A 14,001-nucleotide genomic window follows, 5' to 3' on the forward strand; every position below is an offset into this window, starting at 1 on the left:
GGCGTCTCGTCCGAGCGCGGCGTCACCGCGCTACTGCCCTGCTACCGCAGCGGTGTCCGGCGCCTCGGCGCCGGCCTGCGGGGTGACGTCCTCGGTCGTGGCGTCCTGGGTGGACGCCGAGCGTCCGGTGGGCACGGCCGTGCCGGCCGGGTCCTGGGCCGTCACGGCGGGCTTCCCGCTGCCGGGCTTCGGCACGCCGAAGACCTTGCCGTCGGGCAGCCGGATGTACGCCGGCGAGTCCGCCTTGACCAGGCCCAGCCGCCGGGCCGCCGCGTCGAGGCTGCCGGGCATGTTGTTGGCGGCGATCTCGTTCTCCAGCGCCTGCTGCTGGGCGTCCAGCTGGGACTGCTGCTTCTGGAGCGTGTCCAGCTCGAACGAGTTCTCCGCCGTCTTGGTGTTGATCAGCAGGATGCCCACCACGCCGGCGACCACGACGCCGACCACCAGCGCGATGAACGGCGCCCGCGGCGCGTTGATCGGCGCGGGCGGCGCGACCCGCAGCCGCGGCGTCGCGACCGTGTCCCGCTGCTGCTCGGCGTTGAGCTTCAGCGCGGTGGTGCCCTCGATCGGGAACTGGCGCGCCCCCCGCGCGGTCCCCTTCGTGCCGGCCGGCGTGCGCCGGCCCTTCTCCGTCCGATCCGCGGTCCGGCCCCCCGACCGCGGCGCGGCGCTCATGCGCTCGCTCAATGCCCCTCCCCCTCCTGGTGTTCCCCCGGGCGTCGCCGCCCTCGTCCCCCGTGCGCGGACATCCGGGGCCGTTCGCGGGCGGCCCCCTGTCCCTGGTCCTGCTGGTCGATCCGTTCCGCCGCGCGCAGCTTCACCGAAGCGGCACGCGGGTTCTCCGCCACCTCCGCCGCCGTCGGCGGCTCCGATCCCCGGGTCAGCAGCCGCAGGCTGGGACCCGTGCCGGGCAGTTCGACCGGCAGATCGACCGGCCCGGTGCTGCGCGCCCTCACGGCCAGGGCGCGCTTCACGATCCGGTCCTCCAACGATTGATACGACATCACCACAAGGCGCCCACTCGGGGCCAGGTGATCCAATGCCGCCGGAACCGCGGCCTCAAGGGCGGCGAGTTCCGCATTTACCTCAATACGTAGCGCTTGAAACGTTCTTTTCGCGGGATTTCCACCCGTACGCCGCGCGGCGGCCGGGATGGCGCCCCTGACCAGGTCGGCGAGCCGCGCCGAGGAGACGATGCGTGCCTTCGCCCGCTCCCGGACGATCGCCGAGACGACGCGCGGCGCGAACTTCTCCTCGCCGTACACGCGCAGGATCCGGACGAGTTCGCCGGGCTCGTAGCCGTTGACGACCTCCTCGGCGGTGATCCCCCGGGACTGGTCCATCCGCATGTCGAGCGGTGCGTCCTTGGCGTACGCGAAGCCCCGGTCGGCCTCGTCGAGCTGCAACGAGGACACACCCAGGTCGAACAGCCCACTGTGGAACTGCGGGTGACCGAGGTCGGCGAGGACCGCCGGGAGCTCGTCGTACACGGCGTGGACCAGGTGGATGCGGCCGGCGAAGCGCTCGAGCCGGTGCCGGGAGTGCGCCAGCGCCTCCGGGTCCCGGTCGAGTCCGATGAGGACGGCCTCCGGATGCCGCTCGAGCACCGCCTCGGCGTGCCCGCCGAGGCCCAGCGTGAAGTCGACGTGCACCGCTCCGGGCCGGTCGAGGGCGGGAGCGAGCAGCTCGAGGCAGCGCTCGAGCAGCACCGGCACGTGCGTGCCGCGAAGCTCCCCCATGTCGACCCCCATCGCCCCGCTCTTCCTCGCGCGCCACCCGGCCGCTTGTTCGCAACCGGCGTCCGGTCGTCTTCCGTACCGCCAGATCCCCATCCGCTCGTGCCCGTTGCCACCGGGCGCGCCGCATTGGACACACGCCTGGCGCCGGGGAAGAGGCGCCAGGAGCGGGAGCGGCTGGAGATCTCGCAGTACGGCGGCAGCGACGTCCGGACCGCCTCGGCGGCCGGCAGGTAGCCACGCCTACAGTCCGCCGGGCAGCACCCCCTCCTCGATGTCGGCGAAGTCGTCCTCGCTCGCCGAGAGGTACTGCTCCCAGGACTGCTTGTCCCAGATCTCCACCCGCGTGCTCGCCCCGATCACCACGAGTTCACGGTCCAGCGCCGCATACTCCCGCAGATGGCCCGGGATGGTGACCCGGCCCTGCTTGTCGGGGATCTCGTCGTGCGCGCTGGCGAAGAACACCCGGCTGTAGGCCCGGGCGGCCTTGTTGGTGACCGGTTGATCCCGCAGCTGCCCCGCGATGCGCTGGAACTCCGGCATCGGGAACACGTACAGGCAACGTTCCTGCCCCTTGGTGATCACGACACCTCCCGCCAGCTCGTCCCGGAACTTCGCCGGAAGGATCAGCCGGCCCTTGTCGTCCAGGCGCGGGGTGTGCGTGCCGAGGAACATCGGCCGAACCCCCTGCCCCCGGTGTGGCGGTTCGCGGTCCGCCGGTTCGCTCGGGCCGGCAGGTCCGCTCCGGCCTGCCACTGCGCTCCACTCTACTCCACTTCCCTCCACCCGCAACCGGAATCGCGCCGTCCATGAACCGGATTCGCGGATGAAAGCGCACGTCAGACGCGGTGGGGCCGGAGTGGAGGGGTGAACGCCCCCGACCAAGGTCCACTTTCCGACAAGCCGCCCAGGCGGGCACGAAACCCCGCGCAAAACGGGCCTTCCGCCGCCGCGTCCGGGCGCCAGGGAGGGAAGTGGAGAGACCGCGGGGAGGGAAGTGGAGGGTTCCGGGTACGACAGCGGGGCGCGACCCGAACCGGGTCGCGCCCCACTGATCTGCCGTACTGCTGTATTGCCTGTGCCGGAGAACCGTCAGGCGGCGAGACGCCGCACGACGTAGTTGTTGCTCCAGATCTTGTGCTTGCCGACCCGGGCACCGGAGTGCGGCGAGTCCCAGATGTAACCGCCACCGGCGTAGATCCCGGCGTGCGTGCCGTACGAGCCCGAGCGGAAGACGATCAGGTCGCCGACCTTCTTGTTGCTCTTGCTGATCTTCTTGCCGTACTTCTGCTGCGAGTTCGCCTTGTGCGGCAGCTTCTTGCCCACTGCCTTCTTGTAGACGTACAGCGTGTAGCCGGAGCAGTCGAAGCGCTTCGGGCCCGCGGCGCCGAACTTGTACAGCGCGCCCTTGTGCCGCTTCGCCTCGGCGAGGATCTTCGCCCCACTGGTGCGGACGGTGATCTTCACCGACTTGGTGGAGCCCGTGGTGACGCCCTTGGTGCCGCCGTAGTACGTGCGGTACCAGGCCGTCTTGCCGGGCTTGGTGGTGAAGACGACGGTCCCGGTACGGGCCGACTTCTTCTGCCAGGTCTTCCACTTGCCGTCGACCTTCGACTGGAGACGCACCCAGCCGTAGACCAGCTTCTTGCCGGTCTTGGGGTCGATCAGCTTCGTGGTCACCCGGACCTTCGAGCCCCAGTTCACCGTCTTCTTGTTGTACGAGACGGAGAGCTTCGGCGCGACGGTCCTTGCCGCGGCCGCCGAGACGACGGGAGCGGCGGAGGCTGCCGGCGTCGCGACCAACTGGCCGGCGCAGAGGCAGAGACCCAGGGACAGTGCGACGGATCCGGTGCCGATGGACGTGCGGCGGCCCCGGCTCGAACTGCGTTCGTGCACGGTAGAGATATCCCTCCGGCACGCCTGCGAGGTTAGCTGTCGGGTTCGGGCGGGAAGGTTGCCCGGCCGCGCGAGCGCGGCTTCACCCCGAGGTCCGCCGGGTCGTACGACCCGGTGGCGGACCGGAAATGGGTCCCCCGTCCCTGCCCCCGTATGCCTTCGTGGTCGTTCACGTGCTCTGTGGTCGTACCGTGCGGACCGGGGCAGGGCTCGGCGTGATCCGTGCGGTACGAGCGGTGGGCGGGCGCTCACCGGCCCGTCCTGCCTACCCGATTTCTCGATCCACTGTCGGGCCTCGATTCGTCACTCTTCGTGTTTGGCACGATGAGTGGTGTCCGTTTTGTGACCGCCACGTGACAAATGCCGCGACGCTAGGCACCGTTTCGATCACTCATTGCCGAAGGTTACGGGTGAATCAGAACACACAAAAAGCCGGAGGCCCGATGATCTTGGGCGTGTCGGAGGTCGGGCGAATGCCCCCGCAAACGTCCCCACCGGCCCAGACGTGGCGCCGGACGGCGGGCGCCGCTCCCCCGTTCGGCCGAGCCGGCACCCCCACGGATCACGACGAACGGCGTCGCACCCGGGGCCACTCGACGTAGTGTCCGTTTCCGGTACCCTCGTCGCCGTGACGGACGGGAAATTGCCCCTGCGGGCCAAGGTCGCGACCTCCGTGTCGCGCACGGCGGCCGCGCTCTCGCGCGCCGCGGGACGCGGCGACGGCTCGGTGATCGGCGGCTGGATCGGCCTGAAGATCGATCCGGACCTGTTGCGCAACCTCGCCGCCGGCCGCGCGATCGCGCTCGTGTCGGGCACCAACGGCAAGACCACCACGACCCGGTTCGCCGCCGCGGCGCTCGGCGTCCTGGGCCCGGTCGCCACCAACTCGTTCGGCGCCAACATGCCCACCGGTCACACCTCCGCGCTGGCCAAGGCGGGTGCCACCCCGTTCGCCGTGCTCGAGGTGGACGAGCACTACCTCGCCCGGGTCATCGAGGAGACGCACCCCCGCGTGGTGGCGCTGCTCAACCTCTCCCGCGACCAGCTCGACCGGGCCAAGGAGGTGGCGATGATGGCGCAGATGTGGCGCACCGCGCTCGCCGCCCACCCGGACGTGCACGTGGTCGCCAACGCCGACGACCCGATGGTGGTCTGGTCGGCCGTCAACACCGGCCAGGTCACCTGGTTCAGCGCCGGCCAGCGGTGGACCGACGACTCGTGGGTCTGCCCCGAGTGCGGCTCCCCGATCAACCGGGCCCAGGGCGACTGGTGGTGCACCGGGTGCCCGCTGCGCCGCCCGCAGGCCCAGTGGACGGTCGAGGACGACGGGGTGCTCGACCCCAGGGGCGACTGGCACCTGGTCAAGCTCCAGCTCCCGGGCCACGTCAACCTCGGCAACGCGGCCACCGCCCTGGCCGTGGCCGCCGAGTTCGGCGTGCGGCCGATAGAGGCCGTGCCGCGGCTCGCGAGCGTGGCCTCGGTGGCCGGCCGCTACGCCCAGGTCGACCGGGACGGCCGCAACATCCGGCTCCTGCTGGCCAAGAACCCGGCGAGCTGGCTCGAGGCGTTCGACATGGCCGAGGTCGCGCCGACCCTGCTCTCCATCAACGCGCGCGACCCCGACGGCTTCGACACCTCGTGGCTGTACGACGTCGACTTCTCGCCGCTGCGCGGACGGCCCGTCCTGATCACCGGCGACCGGGCCTATGACCTGGCCGTACGCCTCGAGGTGAACGAAGTGCCCTTCCGGCACGTTAAGACCTTCGACGAGGCGATCCGGGCCACCCCGCCGGGCCGGCTCGAGGTGATCGCCAACTACACGGCGTTCCAGGACATCCGAGCGGAGTTGGACCGTGTCAACTGAGTTTTACCGCGGCGGAAAACAAAAGGGGACACCCATGAGTAACCGCGGCGGAGAACAAAAGGGCAACCATGAGTGAGAGCACCCTCCGAATCGTCTGGATCTACCCCGACCTGCTGTCGACGTACGGCGACCGGGGCAACATGCTGATCCTGGCCCGCCGCGCCGCCCTGCGGGGCATCCCGGTGGAGACCTACTCGATCCGCTCCGACCAGGCGATGCCCGCGACCGCCGACATCTACCTGATCGGCGGCGGCGAGGACGGTCCGCAGGCGCTGGCCGCCCAGCGGCTCATCGCCGACGGCGGCCTGCACCGGGCGGTGGCCCAGGGCGCCGCCGTGCTCGCCGTCTGCGCCGGCTACCAGCTCTTCGGCGCCTCCTTCTTCGCCAAGGGCGCCCAGTGCGCCGGCCTCGACCTGCTCGACATCCGCTCCGACCGGGGCGAGACCCGCGCGGTCGGCGAGGTGCGCGGCGACATCGACCCGCGGCTGGGCCTGCCCCCGCTGACCGGCTTCGAGAACCACGGCGGCCGGACCCACCTCGGCCCCGGCGTCGCGCCGCTGGCCCGGGTCACCGCCGGCATCGGCAACGACGGGCAGACCGAGGGCGCATGGCACGGCAAGATCCTGGGCACGTACGCCCATGGGCCCGCGCTCGCCCGCAACCCAGCGATAGCCGATCTGCTACTGCGTTGGGCGATCGGCGCGGATAGTCTTGCCCCGCTCGACGACACCTGGGCCGACCGGCTCCGCGGCGAGCGGCTCGCCGCCGCGGGCGCCGCGTGACCCGAGACCAGCACCTTTCCGGACCGACGAGACGTGAGGGCGGTACGCCTGCATGACTGACACCCTGATCACCCCGCGGGCCCTCCAGCGCGCGGTCCCTCAGGCCAGCCAGCAGACCCCCGCCGCGACGGGGCGGCGGCACCGCCTCCTCCGGGTCGGCATCCTCGCCGCCGTCGTGGCCGGCCTCGGCGGCGCCGCCGCGGTCCTGCCGATCCAGTCGATCGCCGACTCGGTGGTCGGCTTCGGCCCGGCCGCCGCGGTGGCCATCGCGGTGGTGGGCGGCCTGCTGCTCTCCGTCCTGGTCCCCCGCACCGCCGTCACGATGGGCTGCGGCATGCTGCTCGGCCCGGCCACCGGCGCGGCGACGGCCCTCGCGGCCGCCGTGATCGCGGCCGTGGCCACCTACTACGCGGGCCGCTGGGCCGGCCGGGGCGCGCTGGGCGCGAAGGCCGGCGGCCGGATGGCCCGCCTCGACGGCTGGCTCAACCGGCGCGGGCTCGCGGCGGTGCTCCTGGTCCGCTTCCTGCCGCTCGCGCCGTACGGCCTGATCGGCTACGCGTACGGGACGACGTCGGTCTGCCGCAAGCGCTACCTGCTCGGCACCACGCTCGCCGCCATCCCGTCCGCGGTGTCCTACGCGGTGATCGGCGCGGCGGTGACCGCGCCCGGCGAGATGAGCCCGATGACGCTCGCGCCGGCCGCCATCGGCTTCGCCCTCACCACGACGATCGTGCTCCGCTGGCGCCTCGCCGCCCGCCGCGATGCCGCCGCGGCTGCCGCGGCGGCCTGACGTTCAGGACAGCACGGCCTGACCCTCAGGACAGCGCCGCCAGGTCCCGGAAGTAGCCGGGGTAGGTCTTCGCCACGCAGCCCGGGTCCTCGATCTCGATCCCGGGCACCCGCAGCCCCAGCAGCGACATGCTCATCGCCATCCGGTGGTCGTCGTACGTCGCGAACCGCGTCGGCCTCGGCCGCCCCGGGTGGATCGTAAAGCCGTCCTCGTCCTCGACCGCGTCGATCCCGGCCCGGCACAGCTCGGTCACCACCGCGGCCAGCCGGTCGGTTTCCTTGCGCCGGATGAAGCCGATGCCCCGCACCCGCGTGGGCGAGTCGGCGAACACGGCCACCGCCGCGAGCGTCTGGGCGGTATCCGAGATATCGGACATGTCGACGTCGACGCCCCGCAGCGGCGCGCCCGTGGTCACGGTCACCGAGCCGCTCGTCCAGGACACCGCCGCGCCCATCCGCTCCAGCACCTCGGCGAACCGCACGTCGCCCTGGAGGCTCCCCGTGCCGAGCCCCTCCACCGTGACCCGGCCGCCCGCCACCGCGGCGGCGCCGAGGAAGTAGGAGGCGGCGCTCGCGTCGGGCTCCACGTCGTAGGCGGCGGCCCGGTAGCCGCCCGGCGCCACCGACAGCCCGTCGACGGTCACCCCGAAGGCGGCCATCACCGCCCGGGTCATCTCCACGTACGGCACCGAGACCAGCGGGGAGGTGAGCGAGACCGACAGGCCGGCGTGCATCAGCGGGCCCGCCATGAGCAGCCCGGACAGGAACTGGCTGGAGATGTGCCCGCTGACCTCGACCGGGCCGCCGCGCAACGGCCCGCGCACCGCCGCCGGCAGGAACCCGGGGCGGTCCAGCTCCTCCACCACGGCGCCCACGCCCCGCAGCGCCTCCAGGACCGGGCCGAACGGGCGCGCCCGCAGCTGCGCGGAGCCGTCCACGACCGTACGGACGGACAGCAGCGCCGCCGCGGGCAGGACGAACCGGGACGTGGTGCCCGACTGCCGGGCGTCGACCATGCCGGAGGTCACCACGGCCCCCGGGTCGACGCCGGTCACGCGCACCGTCCGGGCGGCCTCGTCGGCCTCCACCCGCGCGCCGAGGGCGGCGACGGCGCCCATCATCGCCCGGGTGTCGTCGGCGAAGAGGGCCCCGGAGAGGGTGGAGGTGCCCCGCGCCAGCGCCGCGCAGATCAGCGCGCGGTTGGTGATGCTCTTGGACCCCGGGGGCCGCACCGTGGCGTCCAGCGGGGAGCTCAGCGGGGCGACGGGCAGCACGTCCGGAAGATCGGGCACGGCGTCATTCTGCCCGCGGCAGGGCCCGCCACGATCCTCGCGGCGGGCCCTGTTCCATCAGGTGGATCGCTCAGACGACGACGCTGACCAGCCGGCCCGGCACCACGATCACCTTGCGGGGATCGCGGCCGGCCAGCGCGTCGGCGACGGCGGCCAGCGCTGCCTCGCGTACGGAATCCTCGGCCGTGTCCGGCGCGACCTCGACCCGGCCGCGGACCTTGCCGTTGATCTGCACCGGATAGGTGATCGACTCGGCGACCAGCTGGGCCGGGTCGGCGACCGGGAAGTCCGCGTACGCCAGCGTGCCGTCGTGGCCCAGCTTGCGCCACAGCTCCTCGGCCAGGTGCGGGGCGAACGGCGACATCATCAGCACCAGCGGCTCGACCGCCTCGCGCGACGTCGTCTCCAGCGGCGTCAGCGTGTTGGTCAGCTGGATCAGCTTGGCGATCGCGGTGTTGAACCGCAGCTCGTCCATGTCCTCGCGGACGCCGGCGATGGTCCGGTGCAGGGCGCGGCGGGTCTTCTCGTCCAGTGGGGTGTCGGAGACCCGCACCGCGCCGGTCTCCTCGTCCACCACCAGGCGCCACACCCGCTGCAGGAAGCGCTGCGAGCCGACGACCGCGCGGGTCTCCCACGGCCGCGAGACGTCCAGCGGGCCCATCGCCATCTCGTACACCCGGAACGTGTCGGCGCCGTACTGCTCGCTCATCTCGTCCGGGGTGACGACGTTCTTCAGCGACTTGCCCATCTTGCCGTACTCGCGGGCGACCTCCTGGTCACCGTAGTAGTACTTGCCGCCGCGCTCGACGACCTCCTCGGCGGGCACGATGACCCCGCGGGCGTCACGGTACGCGTACGCCTGGATGTAGCCCTGGTTGAACAGCCTGCGGAACGGCTCGAAGGACGAGACGTGCCCCAGGTCGTACAGGACCTTGTGCCAGAAGCGGGCGTACAGCAGGTGCAGGACGGCGTGCTCGACGCCGCCGACGTACAGGTCGACGCCGCCCGGGTCGCCCGGACGCTGCGGGCCCATCCAGTACGCCTCGTTCTCCGGGTCGACCAGCACCTTGTCATTGTGCGGATCCAGGTAACGCAGCTCGTACCAGCACGAACCGGCCCATTGCGGCATGGTGTTGGTCTCGCGGGTGTACGTCTTCGGCCCGTCGCCCAGATCCAGCTCGACCTGAACCCAGTCCTTCTTGCGCGACAGCGGCGTCTCCGGCTCGCTCTCCGCGTCGTCCGGGTCGAACGTCCGCGGGGAGAAGTCGTCGACCTCCGGCAGCTCGACGGGCAGCATCGACTCGGGCAGCGCGATCGGCAGGCCGGTCTCGTCGTACACGATCGGGAACGGCTCGCCCCAGTAGCGCTGCCGGCTGAACAGCCAGTCGCGCAGCCGGAACGTGGTGGCGCCGCGGCCGTGGCCGTGCTCCTCCAGCCACGCGATCATGGCCGCCTTGGCCTCGGCGACCTCCATGCCGTTCAGCCAGTCGCTGTTGATCGCCGGGCCCTCGCCCGTGTACGCCCCCTCGAAGCCCTCAGGCGCTGCGACCGTACGGATGATCGGCAGTTGAAAAATCTCCGCGAAGGCCCAGTCGCGCTCGTCCTGGCCGGGCACCGCCATGATCGCGCCGGTGCCGTAGCCGGCCAGCACGTAGTCGGCGACGAACACCGGGATCCTCGCCCCGTTGACCGGGTTGACGGCGAACGCGCCGGTGAAGACGCCGGTCTTCTCCTTGGCGTCGGTGCGCTCCTCCTCGGTCTTGGCCGCGGCGGCCGCCCGGTAGGCCCGGACCGCCTCGGCCGGGGCCGCCGCACCGCCGGTCCACGCCGGGTTGGTCCCGTCGGGCCACTCCGCCGGGACGATCCGGTCGACCAGCTCGTGCTCCGGCGCCAGCACCATGTACGTCGCGCCGAACAGCGTGTCGGGCCGGGTGGTGAAGACCGTGATCACGTCGTCGCCCACCGGGAAGTCGACGTGCGCACCCCGCGAGCGGCCGATCCAGTTGCGCTGCATCAGCTTGACCGGCTCCGGCCAGTCCAGCGCGTCCAGGTCCTCGACCAGGCGGTCGCCGTACGCGGTGATCCGCATCTTCCACTGCTTCAGCGAGCGCTGGAAGACCGGGTAGTTGCCCCGCTCGCTGCGGCCGTCCGGGGTGACCTCCTCGTTGGCCAGCACCGTGCCCAGGCCGGGGCACCAGTTGACCGGCGCCTCGCTGACGTACGCCAGCCGGAAGTCGTTGATCACCTGACGCCGCTCGACCGCGGACAGGGCGGACCAGTCGCGCCCGCCCGGCACCTCGCGGGTGCCGGCCTCGAACTCGGCCACCAGCTCGTCGATCGGCCGGGCCCTGCGCAGCTCCGGGTCGAACCAGGAGTTGAAGACCTGCAGGAAGATCCACTGGGTCCAGCGGTAGTACTCCGGGTCCGTGGTGGCGACCGAGCGGCGGTCGTCGTACGCCAGCCCCAGCCGGCGCAGCTGCCCGCGGTAGCGCTCGACGTTCGCCTCGGTCGTGGTGCGCGGGTGGGTGCCGGTCTGCACCGCGTACTGCTCGGCGGGCAGGCCGAAGGCGTCGAAGCCCATCGGGTGCAGCACGTTGAAGCCCGCCATGCGCTTGTAGCGGGTGTACGAGTCGGTGCCGATGTAGCCGAGCGGGTGCCCGACGTGCAGGCCCGCACCCGACGGGTACGGGAACATGTCCTGCACGTGCAGCTTCGGCGCGCCCGCGCGCGGGTGCGAGGGGTCGGCCAGCTCACCGACGGGGTTGGGCGCGTAGAACGTGCCGTTCTCGGCCCAGAACTCCTGCCAGCGCGGCTCGATCTCGGCGGCCATCGCAGCCGTGTAGCGGTACGGCGGGACGTCCGCGTTGGTCTCGGACTCGCTCATCGTCACCATCTCGTTCTCGTTCGGCCTGCCTGTGGACACAAAAAAGCCCCCTTCGCAGGAGGGGGCGCCGCGCTCTGGCTCGTCGCGGGACGACGGGCGGCGCGGCTAGGTAAGAAGCAGGAAGGCTCGGGCCATAGGGGCATGGTACTCGCCCCGCTTCGGTGGCGGCGACCGGTATAGGCTCTCCCGGATTCGTAACCCATCCGATATGCGTGTCTGGTTGACCACGGGACGTATTGGGGGTTAGTGCCCCACTCGGCGAGTTGCTGTGACCGGGCTAACCTGTGGGGACGGGCGGCGAGCGCCGGAGGCCCACGGACACCCCGGCCGCCCGCGAACCTTCGGTTCCCTTTCGGTGTCAGCACCTAGAAAGGGGCTTGAACGACATGGAGGAGGCCCGTGACAACCCCCACCTGGGACGAGCCCGGTGGCCCGCTGCCGAACGCCGATTTCCGCGCCGCGAGCGAGGCGATCATCGCGAACATCGAGCAGGTCATCGAGGGCAAGAGCGCGACGGTACGGCTGGCGCTCGCCGTCATGCTGGCAGAGGGTCATCTCCTCATCGAGGATGTGCCCGGCGTCGGCAAGACCAAACTGGCCAAGGCCCTGGCCCGCTCGATCGACTGTTCCGTACGGCGCATCCAGTTCACGCCTGACCTGCTGCCCAGCGATGTGACCGGGGTCAGCGTCTACAACCAGGAGACGCGCGACTTCGAGTTCAAGCCCGGAGCGGTCTTCGCCAACCTGGTGGTCGGCGACGAGATCAACCGCGCGTCGCCGAAGACCCAGTCCGCCCTGCTCGAGTGCATGGAGGAGCGGCAGGTCACGGTCGACGGCACCACGTACGAGCTGCAGGCGCCGTTCATGGTGATCGCGACGCAGAACCCGATCGAGATGGAGGGCACGTACCCGCTGCCCGAGGCGCAGCGCGACCGGTTCACCGCCCGGATCGCGATGGGCTACCCGGACCCGCGCGCGGAGATGGCCATGCTCAACGGCCACGGCGCCCACGACCCGCTGAACGACCTGCGGGCCGTCGCTGACGCCGCGCTGGTGCGCCGGCTCATCGCCACGGCGCGCGACGTGCACGCGGCCGACGCCGTCCAGCAGTACGCGATCGCGCTGGTCACGGCCACCCGCGAGGCACCGGAGATCCGCCTCGGCGCGTCGCCCCGGTCCACGCTGCAGCTGATCCGCACGGCGAAGGCGGTCGCCGCGCTCGAGGGCCGCGACTACGTGCTGCCCGACGATCTCCAGGCGCTGGCCGTACCGGTCCTCGCCCACCGCATCATCCCGACCGCCGACGCGCAGCTCAACCGGCGTACGACGGACGCGATCGTGGCCGAGATCGTGCACCGGCTGCCGCTGCCGCACGACCGCAGCCGGTCGCCGTACGACACCCGCGCCACCGGCGACGGCCGCGCGCAGTACGAGTCGCGGGGGCTCTGACATGCGGGAGGCCCTGCGGGGCATGACGACGCGGGGCCGGTCCTTCCTCGCCGCGGGGGCGGCCGCCGCACTGTCCGCCTTCATCCTCGGCGAGCGGGACCTGCTGCGGGTCGCCATCCTGCTGGCGGCGCTGCCGCTGCTGGCCGCCGCGTACGTGGGCCGCAGCCGGTACAAGCTGGCCTGCACCCGGTCGCTGGAGCCCGGCCGCGCGCCGGTCGGCTCCAGCGCCCGCGTCGTGCTGCGCCTGCAGAACCTGTCCCGGCTGCCCACCGGCACCCTGCTGCTGGAGGACCGCCTCCCGTACGCCCTCGGCAGCCGGCCGCGCGTCGTGCTCGAACGGCTCGGCGCGCACATGGCCAGCTCGGTGGCGTACACCGTGCGCGCCGACGTCCGCGGCCGCTACCCGGTGGGCCCCCTGGTCATCCGGCTCACCGACCCGTTCGGCCTGTGCGAGCTGACCCGCTCGTTCCCCAGCGTCGACCGGCTCACGGTGATCCCCCAGGTCGTCCCGCTGCCGTCGGTGCGCCTCGCCGGCGAGTACGCGGGCACCGGCGACAGCCGCGCCCGCTCGGTCGCGGTGCACGGCGAGGACGACGCGGCCACCCGCGAGTACCGCCGCGGCGACGACCTGCGGCGGGTCCACTGGCGCTCCACCGCCCGCACCGGCGAGCTGATGGTGCGCCGCGAGGAGCAGCCGTGGGAGTCGCGGGCCACCGTCGTGCTGGACACCCGGCAGCACGCCTACCGCGGCGAGGGCCCGACGGCCAGCTTCGAGTGGGCGGTGTCGGCGACCGCCAGCATCGCGGTCCACCTCCGCCAGGCCGGCTACAAGCTGCGCCTGGTCACGGGCACGGGCGTCGACCTCGACGCGATCGAGGCGGGCGGCGAGGGCGCGATCCTCGACACCCTCGCCGACGTCAAGACCGCCCCGCACGGCGACGTGGCCGGCCTCGTGGACCTGGTCCGGCGCCGCTCCGACGGCGGGCTGGTGATCGGCCTGTTCGGCACCCTCACCGTCGCCGAGGCCGAGGTGCTGACCGGGCTGCGCGGCAACGGGGCGACGTGCATCGGCTTCGCCATCGACAGTTCCACCTGGATGGGCATGACCGCGGACGAGCGGCAGGAGGCGGACCGGCAGCACGCCGCGACGTCCCTCGCGCTGATCCGCAGCGGCTGGCGGTCGGTGCCGGTGGCGCACGGCGACTCCCTGCCGGCGCTCTGGCCGGCGGCCGGGCGCGGCTCGCAGGGCTTCGCCTACCGGGCGGCGATGGCCGAGACAGTGGCAGGCATGTGATGACAGGAGTTGTGC

10 protein-coding genes, 1 pseudogene and 1 riboswitch are annotated in these 14,001 nt (G+C 72.1%); of the genes and pseudogenes, 5 read left to right on the plus strand and 6 right to left on the minus strand.

Going from position 1 to position 14,001, the window contains the following annotated elements:
- Positions 1-171: 171 nt before the first annotated feature.
- The 4 genes and pseudogenes from ftsL to CLV70_RS13260 all read right to left on the minus strand — a co-directional run.
- Positions 172-675, minus strand: a pseudogene (ftsL, locus tag CLV70_RS13245) (cell division protein FtsL); the annotation flags it as partial.
- An 8-nt stretch (positions 676-683) separates the two neighbouring features.
- Positions 684-1,751, minus strand: coding sequence for a 16S rRNA (cytosine(1402)-N(4))-methyltransferase RsmH (rsmH, locus tag CLV70_RS13250; RefSeq protein WP_106126753.1), 1,068 nt, complete (start codon positions 1,749-1,751; stop codon positions 684-686).
- 228 nt (positions 1,752-1,979) lie between these two features.
- Entirely contained in the window at positions 1,980-2,411 is a 432-nt protein-coding gene (mraZ, locus tag CLV70_RS13255) for a division/cell wall cluster transcriptional repressor MraZ (RefSeq protein WP_041833368.1), read from the minus strand.
- A gap of 417 nt (positions 2,412-2,828) precedes the next feature.
- Positions 2,829-3,632 (minus strand): C40 family peptidase, encoded by an 804-nt coding sequence (locus CLV70_RS13260; RefSeq protein ID WP_106126754.1) that lies wholly within the window; start codon positions 3,630-3,632, stop codon positions 2,829-2,831.
- 6 nt (positions 3,633-3,638) lie between these two features.
- A riboswitch (cyclic di-AMP (ydaO/yuaA leader) is annotated at positions 3,639-3,762 on the minus strand.
- Positions 3,763-4,275: 513 nt separating this feature from the next.
- Between CLV70_RS13260 and CLV70_RS13265 the strand changes: the two genes are divergently transcribed.
- From CLV70_RS13265 to CLV70_RS13275, 3 genes are all read left to right on the plus strand, one after another.
- Positions 4,276-5,496, plus strand: coding sequence for a MurT ligase domain-containing protein (locus CLV70_RS13265; RefSeq protein WP_106126933.1), 1,221 nt, complete (start codon positions 4,276-4,278; stop codon positions 5,494-5,496).
- Between the two features lie 68 nt (positions 5,497-5,564).
- On the plus strand, positions 5,565-6,278 hold the full coding sequence (locus tag CLV70_RS13270) for a type 1 glutamine amidotransferase (protein WP_106126755.1): 714 nt from the start codon (positions 5,565-5,567) through the stop codon (positions 6,276-6,278).
- 52 nt (positions 6,279-6,330) lie between these two features.
- A complete protein-coding gene (locus CLV70_RS13275; RefSeq protein ID WP_106126756.1) occupies positions 6,331-7,068 on the plus strand; it encodes a TVP38/TMEM64 family protein in 738 nt (245 codons plus the stop codon).
- Positions 7,069-7,093: 25 nt separating this feature from the next.
- Here the strand turns inward: CLV70_RS13275 and aroA are convergent, their stop codons facing one another.
- On the minus strand, positions 7,094-8,359 hold the full coding sequence (aroA, locus tag CLV70_RS13280) for a 3-phosphoshikimate 1-carboxyvinyltransferase (protein WP_245908199.1): 1,266 nt from the start codon (positions 8,357-8,359) through the stop codon (positions 7,094-7,096).
- Between the two features lie 70 nt (positions 8,360-8,429).
- Positions 8,430-11,252 (minus strand): leucine--tRNA ligase, encoded by a 2,823-nt coding sequence (gene leuS / locus CLV70_RS13285; RefSeq protein WP_425440147.1) that lies wholly within the window; start codon positions 11,250-11,252, stop codon positions 8,430-8,432.
- Between the two features lie 390 nt (positions 11,253-11,642).
- Here leuS and CLV70_RS13290 point away from each other — a divergent pair, with 390 nt between their 5' ends.
- A complete protein-coding gene (locus CLV70_RS13290; protein WP_106126757.1) occupies positions 11,643-12,692 on the plus strand; it encodes an AAA family ATPase in 1,050 nt (349 codons plus the stop codon).
- Position 12,693: 1 nt separating this feature from the next.
- Entirely contained in the window at positions 12,694-13,986 is a 1,293-nt protein-coding gene (locus tag CLV70_RS13295) for a DUF58 domain-containing protein (RefSeq protein WP_106126758.1), read from the plus strand.
- Positions 13,987-14,001: the final 15 nt, after the last annotated feature.

The organism is Pseudosporangium ferrugineum, assembly GCF_003002065.1.
Taxonomy (GTDB): Bacteria; Actinomycetota; Actinomycetes; order Mycobacteriales; family Micromonosporaceae; genus Actinoplanes; species Actinoplanes ferrugineus_A.

Excerpts from the sequence above, each read along its gene's own strand:
- rsmH (WP_106126753.1), bottom strand. The coding sequence starts at position 1,751 with ATGGGGGTCGACATGGGGGAGCTTCGCGGCACGCACGTGCCGGTGCTG.
- mraZ (WP_041833368.1), bottom strand. The coding sequence starts at position 2,411 with ATGTTCCTCGGCACGCACACCCCGCGCCTGGACGACAAGGGCCGGCTG.
- CLV70_RS13270 (WP_106126755.1), top strand. The coding sequence starts at position 5,565 with ATGAGTGAGAGCACCCTCCGAATCGTCTGGATCTACCCCGACCTGCTG.
- CLV70_RS13275 (WP_106126756.1), top strand. The coding sequence starts at position 6,331 with ATGACTGACACCCTGATCACCCCGCGGGCCCTCCAGCGCGCGGTCCCT.
- leuS (WP_425440147.1), bottom strand. The coding sequence starts at position 11,252 with ATGGTGACGATGAGCGAGTCCGAGACCAACGCGGACGTCCCGCCGTAC.
- CLV70_RS13295 (WP_106126758.1), top strand. The coding sequence starts at position 12,694 with ATGCGGGAGGCCCTGCGGGGCATGACGACGCGGGGCCGGTCCTTCCTC.